The 13,691-nt window shown below is 67.9% G+C and carries 11 protein-coding genes; 8 read left to right on the forward strand and 3 right to left on the reverse strand.

Translation table 11 applies throughout. The features are described from left to right. The first annotated feature begins 36 nt into the window (after positions 1–36). Together BMW26_RS06880 and BMW26_RS06885 are read left to right on the forward strand one after the other, a co-directional pair. Positions 37–807 (forward strand): isocitrate lyase/PEP mutase family protein, encoded by a 771-nt coding sequence (locus BMW26_RS06880; RefSeq protein WP_072591125.1) that lies wholly within the window; start codon positions 37–39, stop codon positions 805–807. 43 nt (positions 808–850) lie between these two features. Further along, the gene (locus tag BMW26_RS06885) at positions 851–2,608 is read left to right on the forward strand and encodes a proline--tRNA ligase (protein WP_056278438.1); all 1,758 of its coding nucleotides are present in this window, start codon (positions 851–853) and stop codon (positions 2,606–2,608) included. Between the two features lie 66 nt (positions 2,609–2,674). Here BMW26_RS06885 and BMW26_RS06890 read toward each other — a convergent pair whose 3' ends face one another. After that, positions 2,675–3,178, reverse strand: a complete 504-nt coding sequence (locus BMW26_RS06890; protein WP_053095784.1) for a pyridoxamine 5'-phosphate oxidase family protein — start codon at positions 3,176–3,178, stop codon at positions 2,675–2,677. 117 nt (positions 3,179–3,295) lie between these two features. Between BMW26_RS06890 and BMW26_RS06895 the strand changes: the two genes are divergently transcribed. Then, positions 3,296–4,336 (forward strand): TIGR00730 family Rossman fold protein, encoded by a 1,041-nt coding sequence (locus tag BMW26_RS06895; RefSeq protein ID WP_053095785.1) that lies wholly within the window; start codon positions 3,296–3,298, stop codon positions 4,334–4,336. Here BMW26_RS06895 and BMW26_RS06900 read toward each other — a convergent pair. Further along, positions 4,305–5,660, reverse strand: coding sequence for a flavin monoamine oxidase family protein (locus BMW26_RS06900; protein WP_072592263.1), 1,356 nt, complete (start codon positions 5,658–5,660; stop codon positions 4,305–4,307). The genes BMW26_RS06895 and BMW26_RS06900 overlap by 32 nt on opposite strands. 131 nt (positions 5,661–5,791) lie before the next feature. On the opposite strand from BMW26_RS06900, the gene nusA reads away from it, so the two are divergent. The 5 genes from nusA to BMW26_RS17895 all read left to right on the forward strand — a co-directional run bounded on the left by nusA (position 5,792) and on the right by BMW26_RS17895 (position 12,731). Beyond that, positions 5,792–6,775, forward strand: coding sequence for a transcription termination factor NusA (gene nusA / locus BMW26_RS06905; protein ID WP_053095786.1), 984 nt, complete (start codon positions 5,792–5,794; stop codon positions 6,773–6,775). Between the two features lie 59 nt (positions 6,776–6,834). Next, the gene (locus tag BMW26_RS06910) at positions 6,835–7,089 is read left to right on the forward strand and encodes a YlxR family protein (protein ID WP_072591126.1); all 255 of its coding nucleotides are present in this window, start codon (positions 6,835–6,837) and stop codon (positions 7,087–7,089) included. A gap of 95 nt (positions 7,090–7,184) precedes the next feature. After that, positions 7,185–9,962, forward strand: coding sequence for a translation initiation factor IF-2 (gene infB, locus BMW26_RS06915; protein ID WP_072591127.1), 2,778 nt, complete (start codon positions 7,185–7,187; stop codon positions 9,960–9,962). 71 nt (positions 9,963–10,033) lie between these two features. Continuing rightward, a complete protein-coding gene (rbfA, locus tag BMW26_RS06920; protein WP_053095788.1) occupies positions 10,034–10,468 on the forward strand; it encodes a 30S ribosome-binding factor RbfA in 435 nt (144 codons plus the stop codon). Between the two features lie 64 nt (positions 10,469–10,532). Further along, the gene (locus tag BMW26_RS17895; RefSeq protein ID WP_072591128.1) at positions 10,533–12,731 is read left to right on the forward strand and encodes a helix-turn-helix transcriptional regulator; all 2,199 of its coding nucleotides are present in this window, start codon (positions 10,533–10,535) and stop codon (positions 12,729–12,731) included. Positions 12,732–12,740: 9 nt separating this feature from the next. Here the strand turns inward: BMW26_RS17895 and BMW26_RS06930 are convergent, their stop codons facing one another. Next, positions 12,741–13,640 (reverse strand): A/G-specific adenine glycosylase, encoded by a 900-nt coding sequence (locus tag BMW26_RS06930; RefSeq protein WP_072591129.1) that lies wholly within the window; start codon positions 13,638–13,640, stop codon positions 12,741–12,743. Between the last annotated feature and the right edge of the window lie 51 nt (positions 13,641–13,691).

Here is a 13,691-nt window from a genome sequence, read left to right on the forward strand (position 1 = left end):
GGCCCTGACCGGAATACTGGGCGTTAGCGTGGGGACATGACCACTGCTGCGAAAGCCCAGACCCTGATCGGACTCTACGAAGCTCCGGAGATCCTCCGCGTCGTGAACGTGTGGGACGTCGTGTCCGCCCGCGCCGTCGCGAAGCTTCCCGAGACGAGGGCGATCGCGACGGCCGGACACGGCATCGCCGCCTCGTTCGGCTTCGAGGACGGCACCATCACCCGCGACATCATGATCGACATGGTCGGCCGCATCGCCGCATCCGTCTCCGTTCCGGTGACCGCCGACCTCGACGACGGATACGGCGACGCAGGAGAGACCACGCGACTCGCGATCGGCGCCGGCGTGGTGGGTGCCAACGTCGAAGACCGCCTGAAGCCGTTCGACGAGTCGGTCGCGGCCGTCGAGGCCATCGTCAAGGCCGCCGAGGCCGAGGGTGTTCCGTTCGCTCTGAACGCTCGTACCGACGCTTTCGTGCGCGCCGGCCACCGTCCTGTCGCCGAGAGCATCGCCGATGCGATCCAGCGCGGCCGGGCGTTCCTCGACGCCGGCGCCACGGCTGTCTTCGTTCCGGGCATGCTCGACGCCAACATCACGCGTCAGCTCGTGGAGGGGCTCGGCGAGGGCAAGCTCAGCGTCATCGGGCTCCCCGGCACCCTCGCCGCCTCGGAGTACGAGAAGCTCGGTGTGGCCCGCATTTCCTACGGCCCGCTCCCTCAGCGGGTCGCCCTGACCGCGGTCCAGGATCTTGCGGCAAGCCTCTACGCGGGCGGCGTGATCCCGAACGGCCTGCCCGCGCTCAACTGACGCATCGCGAAAACGAGCGACCACCGGTCAGTAGACTTGCCCGGTGGTCACTCGTCTTTCGAAATTCTTCCTCCGCACGCTCCGTGAAGACCCTGCAGGCGCAGAGGTCGCGAGCCACAAGCTGCTGATCCGCGCCGGGTACATCCGGCCGCAGGCTGCCGGTATCTTCGCGTGGCTCCCGCTGGGTCTCCGCGTGAAGGCCAAGATCGAGACCGTCGTCCGCGAGGAGATGGCCGCGGCAGGCGCACAGGAGGTGCACTTCCCGGCTCTCATGCCCCGCGAGTCGTATGAGGCGACCGGACGCTGGGACGAGTACGGCGACCTGCTGTTCCGTCTCCAGGACCGCAAGGGCGGCGACTACCTGCTCGCCCCGACGCACGAAGAGGCCTTCACGCTGCTCGTGAAGGACCTGTACTCGTCGTACAAGGATCTTCCCCTCACGCTCTACCAGATCCAGGACAAGTACCGCGATGAGGCGCGTCCGCGGGCAGGACTGCTTCGCGGACGCGAGTTCACGATGAAGGACGCCTATTCGTTCGATTCCTCCGATGAGGGTCTCGATCTCAGCTACCAGGCTCAGCGCGATGCCTACGAGCGCATCTTCCAGCGCCTGGGTCTCGAGTACGTCATCGTCCAGGCGGATGCCGGAGCGATGGGCGGTTCGCGGAGCGAGGAATTCCTGCACCCGACTCCCGTCGGCGAGGACACGTTCGTCCGCAGCGCCGGCGGATACGCCGCCAATGTGGAGGCATTCACGACCGCCGTTCCCGACGCCATCGCGTTCGACGCGGATGCGGCACCGGTGATCTTCGACTCGCCGAACACGCCCACGATCGAGACGCTCGTCGCGCACTCGAACGTGCACCTCGACGGCGACTACACGGCTGCGGACACGCTCAAGAACGTCGTGCTCGCGCTCACGCACCTCGACGGCACCCGTGAACTCGTCGTCGTCGGCATCCCCGGCGACCGCGAGGTCGACGAGAAGCGGGCCGAGGTCGCGTTCGCGCCCGCCGAGGTCGAGACCGCCACGGCAGACGACTTCGAGAAGAATCCGCTGCTCGTCAAGGGCTACATCGGCCCCTGGTCGCCCACGGGAGCTGTGCTCGGCGAGGAATCGGCTACCGGCATCCGCTACCTGGTCGACCCCCGTGTGAGCGAGGGCACGAGCTGGATCACCGGTGCGAACCTCGACGAGAAGCACGCGCATTCGGTTGTCGCCGGACGTGACTTCTTCGCCGACGGCATCGTCGAGATCGCCGACGTCCGCGCGGGCGATCCGGCTCCTGACGGCTCCGGTCCGGTCGAGCTCGCGCGCGGAATGGAGATCGGTCACGTGTTCCAGCTGGGTCGCAAGTACGCGGACGCGCTCGGACTCAAGGTGCTCAACGAGAACGGCAAGCTCGTCACGGTCACGATGGGGTCGTACGGCATCGGCGTGACGCGCATCCTGGCGATCATCGCCGAGTTGAACAACGACGAGAAGGGTCTGATCTGGCCGGCATCGGTCGCGCCCTTCGACGTGCAGGTCGTGGCTGCCGGTCGTGACCAGGTGGCCTTCGACGTGGCAGCTGAGCTCTCCGCTCAGCTCGAGTCCGCCGGACTCGACGTGCTCTACGACGACCGCCCGAAGGTCTCGCCCGGAGTCAAGTTCGGAGACGCCGAGCTCGTCGGCGTTCCGCAGATCGTCATCGTCGGCCGAGGGGCCGCGGACGGTCAGGTCGAGCTGTGGGACCGGCGCACGGGGGATCGCAGCGCGGTGTCCGTCGCCGACGCCGTCGATCAGCTGACCCAGCGCTGACCTCGACGACAGAGAAATGCCGCGCACCTCACCGGGTGCGCGGCATTCTGTCGTTCGGAGCGGACGTCAGCAGACGATCCGGCCGTGGTTCATGATGTCGTCATCGGGCGTGTCCTTGGTCACGAGGGCCTTGAGCGCGCCGGCCGCCATCGCGATCTTGCCCTTGGAGGGCTCCCAGAACTCGGTCACCGTCGGCGTCACCTTGAGAAGTGCGATGCCGGGAGTGTCCAGACCGTCCTCGAACCAGATGTCGAGCGAGGGCGAATAGAGCTCTTCCATCTTCGCGCGGTCGTGCACCACGGACGCGTTGCCGGCCACCGACACGTATCGCATGCCCTTCGCGTCGCAGTACGAGAGGCCGACCTGTCGATGGGCGCGCGCCTCCTCGACCTTCTCGGTGTCTTCGGCGGTGAAGAACCAGATGTCGCCGGCGTCGTCCATCTGCCGGGTCGACATCGGCCTGCTCACGAGGTTGCCGTCGTCGTCGGTGGTCGTCAGCATCGTGAAGTCGATGTCCTCGACGAGTTCGGTGACGCGTGCCAGTGCTTCCGGTCCAGTGATCTCTGTCATGCAGCCACTGTCCCGCAGGAGACCTGACTTGGCACGGGCGTTGACACGGGGACGTGAGCGTGGTGAGGGCGGCGTTGCGGCGGCCCGCCCGACGCGCTCTCATGACAGGCTGAGGGCATGACCGACGAACCGCTGACGGCGTCGCTGAGCGCCGAGATCAACAACGTCCTCGACGAAGCAGGGGTCAAGACCGATCGCAGGCTCGTGATGCGCATGATGCGCACAGCGGTCCTGCTGGGGGAGGACGGCACGAACCGCCTCGATCTCAAGATCGCCTCCGCCGCCCTCGCCGAGATGCGGGACGCCTTCCGCTTGTTCGCACCGTTCGAAGGGGTGCCGAAGGTCACGGTGTTCGGCTCGGCGCGTACCCTCCACGACGATCCGCTCTACGTCCAGGCGCGTGATGTCGCGGCTGCTCTCGCAGCGGACGGATGGATGGTGGTGACCGGAGCAGGACCGGGAATCATGCAGGCTGCCGCTGAAGGTGCCGGCCCCGCGCTCTCGCTCGGCGTGTCGATCAGGCTGCCGTTCGAGGAGAAGGCCAACAGCCTGATCGCGGCGAGCGAGCATGTGGTGGCGATGAAGTACTTCTTCACCCGCAAACTCATGCTCATCAAGGAGTCCAGCGGCTTCATCTGTCTCCCTGGCGGATTCGGCACCCTCGACGAGATGTTCGAGCTGCTGACCCTCCAACAGACCGGAAAGGCCGAGCCGACGCCGATCGTGCTGCTCGACGAGCCGGGAGGCACGTTCTGGAACGGCCTCAAGCGATTCATCGACGAGGACCTGGCGCCGACAGGGGTGATCTCCGAGGGCGACTTCGATCGCGTGGTCATCACCGACTCCGTCGAGTCGGCAGCCGCCGTGATCGCCGGGTTCTGGCGCAACTACGACTCGCTGCGCTGGGTGGGGGACTCGCTCGTGCTGAGACTGCGTGGAGAGCCGACGGACGAAGAGCTCGAGGATCTCAACGACCGGTTCGCCGGGATGCTGGCGAGCGGACGGATCGAACGGACAGCTCCGCGGTCGCCGGAGGTCGCAGACGACGATCTGCTGCACCTTCCTCGTCTCTCCCTGCATCTCGACCAGCGACAGGTCGGCAACCTGTTCCGTCTGATCGGCGCGATCAACTCGCTGGAGTCCGCTCCCGCGCTGTGATGCCTGCCGCGAATTCCGCCAGGTCGATCGACCGACCGAGAATGCGCTCAGCGGCGCGGTGCCCCGAGTAGTACGCGGCCCCCACGGTCGCCGGCTCGTCGCCCCATGTCGCCTCACCGGCGAAGTGCAGCACTGCGTCGACCGGCCCCGCGAGCTCGTCGTGGTCGTGGTGTGACGAGCCGACCGCGAGATGCGAGTACGACCCGTTCGAGAACTCGTCCTGTCCCCATCGCGTGATCCAGTGCGCGGTGGGGTCGCCGACGGCATCCGGGTAGAGGAACCGCAGGGCGCTCACGACGTCCGCGACGACCTCCTCATCCGACAGATCCTGCATCCGGCGGCCGAACGGGCCGGCGGCGAAGGTCAGCAACGTCGGGATCCCGCTGACCGCCGAGACGTCGTACCAGGAGTGCCAGTGCTCACCGGCCTCGCCGAGCGCCCGGAGAACGTAGCTGTCCTCGCGCCAGAAGCGTTCCGGGAACTGGATGAACACCTTGTTGAACACTCCCATGCCCAGTCGCGCGATCGGTCCGCCGACAGCGTCGGGCAGCGGAGGGGCGAACTCGATCGACTCCGCCTTGAGCACGCCGAGCGGCACGGTCACCAGCGCGTTGCGGGCCGAGAACTCTCCGTTCCGGGTCGACACGGTGACGCCCCGGTCGGTCCGCTCGATGCGGGTGACGACGTGACCGAGTCGGATGTCGAGACCGGCGGCGATCCGACGCGGGAGCTCATCGTAGCCGCGCGGGAAGATGACCTCGTCGCCGTCGATCGCATCCTCGTCGAGCCCGTGCGCGTCGAGGTCCCCGACCCATGCACCGCACTGCTCCTCGACGCGGTGACGGAAGAACTCGCGGACCTCATCGATGCGCTCCGGCTCGAAGCCCGAGCGGTCGAGCGCGCGCTCCGTGACATCCAGATAGGTGTCGCCGGGGGAGGACCGGGTGATCTCCTCAGCCAACAGTCGATCTGCTTGCTCGACATCGGCGACCCACTGAGAAGTGCTCGCAGGATCCATCGCCCTGCCCTCCCCGTCGAAGTTCTCGATCGGCCTGCCTCCGGCCTGGAAGCTGCCGACGGTGTACTCGAGGGTGGGGATGCCGAGCGCCTGCACGAGATCCCACAGCGGGGAGTCGTCGATGCCGTGGACCCATGACGCACCGCGATCGACGGGAAAACCCGCAGCGCGGTCGGTGTGCATCCTGCCCCCGACGCGATCCCTCGCCTCGAGGACGATGACGTCGGCTCCGGCGTCGTCGAGCATGCGGGCCGCCGTCACACCCGACATCCCTGCCCCGATCACGATGGTGTCGTACGTCGTCACTGAGTCCTCCTGCGCGCTCGGCACCGCGTCGGTGCGGCCGCCTCCGTGGCATCGGGCGGTGGGCACAGGGTATCGTGGTACGGATGTCGCGCGTGAACACCCGCGCGACGAGAGCTGAATAGGGAGTCGTCATGGATATCGAACTGAGTCTGCTGCGTGGGATCGAGAAGGAGAAGGCGATCCCCTTCGATGAGCTGGTCTCGATCATCGAACAGGCCATCCTGACCGCCTACTCCAAGCACGTCTCGGACGACGGCGCCACCCCCGAGGGGGTCCGCGTCGAACTCGATCGTCGCACCGGGCACGTCGCCGTGCTGCAGGTCGTCAAGGACGAAGAGGGCGCGATCATCGGCGAAGAGGACGCGACGCCGAATGACTTCGGACGTATCGCGGCCTTCGCCGCCAAGCAGGTCATCAGCCAGCGCCTGCGGGACATCGCGGATGATGTCGTGCTGGGAGACTTCAAGGACAAGGAAGGCGACATCGTCGCCGGCGTGATCCAGCAGGGACCGAATCCCCGCATGATCCACGTCGATCTCGGAGCCGTCGAGGCGATTCTTCCTCCGGAGGAGCAGGTGCCGGGCGAGGAGTACACCCACGGGTCGCGCCTCCGCGTCTACGTGACCAGCGTCGCGAAGGGTCTCAAGGGACCGCAGATCACCGTCTCGCGCACGCACCCCGGTCTCGTCCGCAAGCTGTTCGCGCTCGAGGTGCCCGAGATCGCCGCAGGTCTCGTGGAGATCGTCTCGCTGGCTCGTGAGGCCGGCCACCGCACCAAGATCGCCGTCCGTGCGAACGACCCGGCGATCAACGCGAAGGGCGCCTGCATCGGCGAGATGGGCCGACGCGTTCGTGCCGTCACCGAGGAGCTGGCCGGCGAGAAGATCGACATCGTCGATCACGACCCGGAGCTCGCCGCGTTCGTCGCGAACGCCCTCTCTCCCGCCAAGGTCACGAGCTCGTTCATCCTCGACGCGAACACCAGGGCCGTGCGTGCACTCGTGCCCGACTATCAGCTCTCGCTCGCGATCGGCAAGGAGGGGCAGAACGCCCGTCTGGCTGCCAAGCTCACCGGAGCGAAGATCGACATCCAGCCGGACAGCGTCCTGGACTGACCGCTCGCCACGTCCGACTCGCGCCAGCCGCGCGAGTCGGACGGGAACACAGGTGTAAGATGGAACCCGTACGAACGTGCGTCGGCTGTCGCACGCGTGCTCCCCGCGCCGCTCTTCTCAGAGTGGTGTCCCAGAACGACATCCTCATCCTCGATGAGCGCGCCGTTCTGCCAGGGCGAGGCGCGTGGGTCCATCCGACACCGGAATGCGTGGATGCCGCTCTGCGGCGCCGGGCTTTCGGGAGAGCACTGCGCGTCTCCAGCGATCTGGACACGCGGATCATCGAACAGCACCCACCAAGAAACAAAGGCTGAACGGCTATGGAAACAAAGTGAACGGCTCGAAATGAGACCCGTCCGCGACTAGTGGTCTGCCCTGTCTGGGTGGACCGACCCCAGACAGGAGAATTGTGGCTGGTAAACCACGCGTACACGAGATCGCCGCCGAACTCGGCGTCGACAGCAAGATCGCACTTGCAAAGCTCAAGGAACTCGGAGAGTTCGTCAAGAGCCCCTCTTCGACCATCGAACCGCCGGTGGCGCGCAAGCTTCGCGCTGCCATCGAGTCGGACGCCTCGCTGAAGGGCTCCGCGGATGCGGCTCCCGCCGCAGCGAAGCCTGCCGCAGCGAAGCCCGGTGCTGCCAAGCCCGGTGCAGCCAAGCCCGGTGCCGGTGCACCGACACCCGGACCGAAGCCCGGGCCCAAGCCCGCGCCCGCGCCCGAGGCGTCTGCTGCCGCTCCGGCACCCGAAGCTCCGGCCGAGGCCGCCGCTCCGGCTGCCGCCACGCCGGCAGCTCCCCAGTCCGCAGACAGCGCAGCTTCCAAGCCCGCTGACGGCGGCGCACCCAAGCCCGGCGCCCCGCGCCCGGGCAACAACCCGTTCTCGTCCGCTCAGGGCATGGGTCAGCGGCCCAACGGACCGCGACCCGGCAACAACCCCTTCGCCTCCGCGCAGGGGATGGGCCAGCGCCCGACGCCGGGCAACATCCCGCGTCCGCAGGCTCCGCGTCCCGGCGCGCCGCGTCCGGGTGCACCTCGTCCCGGTTCCCCCCGTCCCGGCGCCCCGCGCGGCGGTCAGGGCGGTCGTCCCGGTGGCGCACCGTTCCAGCAGCGTCCGGGTGGACCCGGTCGTCCCGGCGGTGCCGGTGGACCCGGTGCAGGTCCCGGCGCTCGTCCCGGTGGAGGCTTCGCAGGTCGTCCCGGTGGCGGTGGAGGTCGCGGTCGTGGTCCCGGTGGAGGTACCGCAGGTGCCTTCGGCAAGGGCGGCGGCAAGAGCAAGCAGCGCAAGTCGCGGCGGGCGAAGCGGCAGGAATTCGAGATGCGGAGCGCCCCGGTCGTCGGTGGCGTCAACGTCACCCGCGGTAACGGGGAGATCATCCGTATGCGCCGCGGCGCGTCGATCTCGGACTTCGCCGACAAGATCGAGACGCTGACCGGCTACACGGTCCAGCCCGGAACCCTCGTGACGATCCTCTTCAACCTCGGCGAGATGGCCACGGCCACCGAGTCGCTGGATGAGGCGACGTTCGAGGTCCTGGGTGCGGAGCTCGGATACAAGATCCAGATGGTCTCGCCCGAGGACGAGGACAAGGAGCTCCTCGAGGGCTTCGGTCTCAACCTCGAGCAGGAGCTCGAGGAGGAGAGCGAGGACGACCTCGAGATCCGTCCTCCGGTGGTCACCGTCATGGGTCACGTCGACCACGGTAAGACGCGCCTTCTCGACGCCATCCGTCAGACCAACGTCATCGAGGGTGAAGCCGGCGGCATCACCCAGCACATCGGTGCGTACCAGGTGTGGACGGAGCACGAGGGCATCGAGCGTGCCATCACCTTCATCGACACCCCGGGTCACGAGGCCTTCACGGCCATGCGTGCTCGTGGAGCGCAGGTCACCGACCTCGCGATCCTCGTGGTCGCGGCCGACGACGGCATCATGCCGCAGACGGTCGAGGCGCTCAACCACGCCCAGGCGGCGAACGTGCCGATCGTGGTCGCGGTGAACAAGGTCGACAAGCCCGACGCCAACCCGGCCAAGGTGCGCCAGCAGCTCACCGAGTACGGCCTGGTCGCAGAGGAGTATGGCGGAGACGTCATGTTCGTCGATGTCTCGGCACGTGCGAACACCGGAATCCAGGAGCTCCTGGACGCGGTGCTGCTCACTGCCGATGCAGGCCTCGACCTGACCGCCAACCCGAACAAGGCCGCTCGCGGTGTCGCCATCGAGGCGAAGCTCGACAAGGGTCGCGGTTCGGTCGCCACGGTGCTCATCCAGTCCGGAACGCTGCGCGTCGGTGACGCGATCGTCGCCGGAACGGCGTACGGCCGTGTGCGTGCGATGGCGGATGAGAACGGCGAGCAGGTCCTCGAGGCCTACCCGTCGCGTCCCGTGCAGGTGCAGGGTCTGAACTCCGTGCCGCGTGCCGGCGACGTCTTCATCGTCACTGAGGAAGACCGCATGGCCCGTCAGATCGCCGAGAAGCGTGAAGCTGTCGAGCGCAACGCGCAGCTGGCGAAGGCCCGCAAGCGCATCTCGCTCGAGGACTTCACCCGTGCTCTCGAAGAGGGCAAGGTCGAGTCGCTCAACCTCATCATCAAGGGTGACGTCTCCGGTGCCGTCGAGGCGCTCGAGGAGTCGCTTCTCAAGATCGAGGTCGACGACTCGGTGCAGCTCCGCATCATCCACCGCGGTGTCGGTGCGATCACGGAGTCCGACGTCAACCTCGCGACGATCGACAACGCGATCATCGTGGGCTTCAACGTCCGTCCCGACACGAAGGCGCGCGAGCGTGCACAGCGTGAAGGTGTGGACATCCGGTTCTACTCGGTGATCTACAACGCGATCGACGAGATCGAGAGCTCGCTCAAGGGCATGCTCAAGCCGGAGTACGAAGAGGTCCAGTCGGGTGTCGCCGAGATCCGCGAGGTGTTCCGCTCCTCGAAGTTCGGCAACATCGCCGGTGTCATCGTGCGCTCGGGAACGATCACGCGAAACGCCAAGGCTCGCGTCATCCGCGACGGTGTGGTGATCGCCGATGGCCTCGCCATCGAGTCGCTGCGTCGGTTCAAGGACGACGTCACCGAGGTTCGCACGGACTACGAGGCCGGTATCGGCCTCGGCAAGTTCAACGACATCCAGATCGGCGACGAGATCGAGACCACTGAGCTGGTCGAGAAGCCTCGCAGCTGATCGAGTTCGATATCTTCGGGCGAGGGTGCATCATGCACCCTCGCCCGAAGGGTACGTAGAGGGAGACAACAATGGCTGGTGAACGACAGGCACGTCTGGCCGATCGCATTCGTGTGATCCTCGCAGAGCGACTGGAGAAGGGTCTGCGCGACCCGCGACTCGGATTCGTGACCATCACCGACGTCCGCGTGAGCGGAGACCTGCAGCACGCCTCCGTGTTCTACACGGTGCTGGGCACCGAGGAGGAGCGCCTCTCCAGCGGTGCGGCGCTGACCTCCGCGACCGGCATGCTCCGCAGCGAGGTCGGGAAGCAGCTGAGCACCCGCCTGGTTCCGACGCTCGAGTTCATCCCCGACGCGCTGCCCGAGAACGCCGATCACATCTCGGCGCTTCTTCGCGAGGCGCAGCAGCGCGATGCCGACGTGGCGAAGCTCGCCTCCTCCGCCTCGCACGCCGGTGACGCAGACCCGTACCTGCGCCAGGAAGACGACGACACGCAGGCCTGAATATCGCGCCCTCGTCTGAGGGTGTGAGCAGTCTTGGTAACCTCGGCCTAACGGGCGGTCGCCCGTGGGGACTGGGGAGTTCAGCATCGACGTTTCGCGTGCGCAGGGGACAGCTTCGGTCGCACCGGCAGCTGTCGAGACGATTCTCGAGGAACTCCTCGAGCACGACCTGAGCTGCGCGCCGCATGTCGCGGCGCGACTCGCGGCCGAGCTGTCGGAGGACCCTCCCACGATCCTGGCCGTCGCAGCTCGTCTTGATGCGGCTCAACGGCAGGGGCTCAGGGCGCTCCCCTCACCGTTGCCGATGGTGTCATCGGTCGAGACGCTGTTCGCCCAGCTGGAGCTGGACGACAGCGACCGTGAGGTGCTCATCGCGGTGTCGATGCGCCTCGACGACAGGCTGGATCCGCTGGTCGGTTTCGCCGGTCGTTCTGCCGCGGAGCTCACCACAGGCCCTCTCGGAGCGCTCCTCGACATCCACGCAGGTCGCGTCCGTCTGTCCGACCCCCGCTTGGCGATCTGGTTGCGAGCGACGACGCCCTCCTCCGCGGCTGCTGCAGTGCACCTGCGACTCCACCGACTCTTCGACGAACGCGGCGAGCAGGTGGACGCCGACTGGCACAGCGCTCGAGCTGCGATGCACGGCGAACCGGTGACTGCCGGGGAGCTCACACGGATAGCCAGGGAGCATTCGGAGGCGGGACTCAGCGAGCGCGCCTTCCACCTCGCTGCAGAAGCCGCCGCCCACTCGAGCGGGGTCGAGCAGGACGAGGCGAACCTCGTCGCCGGTGTCGCCGCCATCGCGGCCGGGCACGCGGTCGAGGCGGCGCGACGGCTCGGAAGTCTTTTCCCCGGTGGCGACGAGCTCTATCGGCTCCAGGGGCTCGGCGGGCTGCTCGTCGCCGAGACGCATCTGCGCGGGTCAGTTCCCGAGGTCGACATGAGCGTGATCCGACCGGATCGCGATGACGCGGAGCACTGGTACTCCTGGGCGCGAGCTGCTGCCTTCGCGGCGATGTTGTGCGCCGAACGCGGTGACCGTCGCACGATGCGCTCGTGGCTCGACGCTCTCCGTCACGCGAGCGCGCGCGTCGAAGCCGATCGCGAACTCCGAGATCCGGTCGTCGCACTGGCCTGGCTCGTCATCGGCGACCGCGAGAAGGACGACGTTCGCGGGGCCGGGCCCCTCACCGGCGGCCTGTTGAGGGCTCTGCAAGCGGCGGTCGACGGGGACGTCGACCGGGGGCTGAGCCTGCTCGCCGCAGGTGACTCGCCGGTCGGCGTCGAGGTCGACCCGTTCGTGGCCGGCTTCGAGCTCAGTCCACTCGTCGCGGCGTACCGCGCGGTCGCCGAGGTGCTGCTCCTGATGTGGCGTGGAGACATCGGCGCCGCGCGCGACCGGATGCTTCGTGCGGCCGTCGAGCTGCCTGTGGCGCTGCCTTTCGCCGGGCTCGGCGTCGTGATCGCACGACGCCTCGATCTCGCGGTTCTCGGACATCTGGGGCCGTTCGCCAAGGCTCTCACCGCCGCCCTCCCGGCCCCTCTGCGCATCGATCAGCTGGTGGACAGGGGGATCGAATCATTCCTGTCGGGACACTCGGCCGAAGCCGCGGCGTGCATGCGGCTCTGGAGGGATCGCGGCGCTCCTCAGCCGACCCTGTCGGTGCCGGGGCTGGAGGAGGCGATCGTGGTCACGCATGGCGGATCATGGAGCCCGCAGCGGATCGAACCGCCCGAGATCGCTCTGGCGCAACGGCTGCGCGTGCAGATCACCAGCTGCTCGGACGACGAGTGGCGCCTTGCGCGGCCGGTCGTGGTCGCCGCCGCACGGACCTTGACCTCGCCTTTCTCGCGCGGACGGGTCGAGGCGATGATCGGCACGAGGTCCCTGATCAAGGGAGACGTGGGTCTCGGCCGAGAGCACCTCTCGATGGCACGGAACCTGCTCGAGGTCTCCGGTGCGACGGCATGGGCGAGAGCGGTCTCGGTGCGTCTGGAGCAGGTGGAGGCCTCCGGCGGAGCTGCCGCCAGCGGTGACCCGCTCTCCTCGTGCCGGCGAGTGTGGGAGTCGATGCTCACCGCTCGAGAGTTCGAGGTGGCGATGCTGGCGGTCGGCGGAGCTTCTAACCGCGACATCGCGGACGCGCTCCACGTTTCGGTGCGCACCGTGGAGGTGCACCTCGGCCGGGTCTTCGTGAAGCTCGAGGTGAGGACCCGAGTCGAGCTCACGGTGCTCGCTCACCGCATCGGGCAGTTCGTCTGACGGGCGGACTCAGCGGGGAAGCGACAGCAGTTCGCCATCGGCCTCGGCGAGGCCGTCGGCGATGAGCGAGTCGATCGCACGGTCGCGCTGAAGCGGATCGGGCCAGTCGGCCAGCACGGAGTCGATCAGGACCGGGGTGGGCGCGGCGGTTCGCAGCACCCGCAGCACGGCTCCTCGCGCCTGACGGTCAGAACCCTCGAAGGCGGCTTGGCGTCTGCGGGTGTCACCGGTCTCGGGTCGCCCTGCGGCCAGCCACGCGCATGTGTCGCTCAGCGGGCAGACGTCGCAGCGCGGCGAGCGTGCCGTGCACACCGTCGCGCCCAGCTCCATCGCGGCCGCGTTGAACACGGCGGACTCTGTGACATCGGCGGGCAGCAGCGAGTCCATCAGCGCCAGGTCGCGACGCGAGGGCGGTCCCGGCTGTGCTCGGCCGAGGATGGCGCGCGCCATCACACGTCGAGTGTTCGTGTCGACGACGGGGTGCCGGTCGCCGTAGGCGAAGACAGCGACAGCCCTGGCCGTGTAGTCGCCGATGCCCGAGAGCTTGAGGAGGGCATCGATGTCGTTGGGGACGACGCCGCCGTGTCGCTCAGAGATCTCGATGGCCGCGCGATGCAGCCAGAGTGCGCGGCGCGGGTAGCCGAGGTTGGCCCACTGCTGCACGACCTCGGCGGGTGAAGCGGCGGCCATGGCCGCGGGCGTCGGCCACCGGGCGAGCCACGCCTCGAGGTGCGGTATCACCCTGTTCACGGGCGTCTGCTGCAGCATGAACTCGCTGACCAGCGTTCCCCACGCGCCGAAATCCTTGCGGAATTCCGTGCGCCGCCACGGCAGGTCGCGTGCCGCACCCCGGTACCAGTCCGCGAGAGGCTCGGACACCTCGGCGGGTGGATGCGAAGTCGAAGGCACCTCGTCAGCCTAGGCGAACCCCGATCCCACCGAAGAGCGGCGGACGGTGTC

Source organism: Microbacterium sp. 1.5R (assembly GCF_001889265.1).
Taxonomy (GTDB): Bacteria; Actinomycetota; Actinomycetes; order Actinomycetales; family Microbacteriaceae; genus Microbacterium.

Bases quoted from the DNA above. Each gene is read 5' to 3' on its own strand.
- BMW26_RS06880 (WP_072591125.1), top strand. From the start codon at position 37: ATGACCACTGCTGCGAAAGCCCAGACCCTGATCGGACTCTACGAAGCT.
- BMW26_RS06890 (WP_053095784.1), bottom strand. From the start codon at position 3,178: ATGACAGAGATCACTGGACCGGAAGCACTGGCACGCGTCACCGAACTC.
- BMW26_RS06895 (WP_053095785.1), top strand. From the start codon at position 3,296: ATGACCGACGAACCGCTGACGGCGTCGCTGAGCGCCGAGATCAACAAC.
- nusA (WP_053095786.1), top strand. From the start codon at position 5,792: ATGGATATCGAACTGAGTCTGCTGCGTGGGATCGAGAAGGAGAAGGCG.
- BMW26_RS06910 (WP_072591126.1), top strand. From the start codon at position 6,835: ATGGAACCCGTACGAACGTGCGTCGGCTGTCGCACGCGTGCTCCCCGC.
- rbfA (WP_053095788.1), top strand. From the start codon at position 10,034: ATGGCTGGTGAACGACAGGCACGTCTGGCCGATCGCATTCGTGTGATC.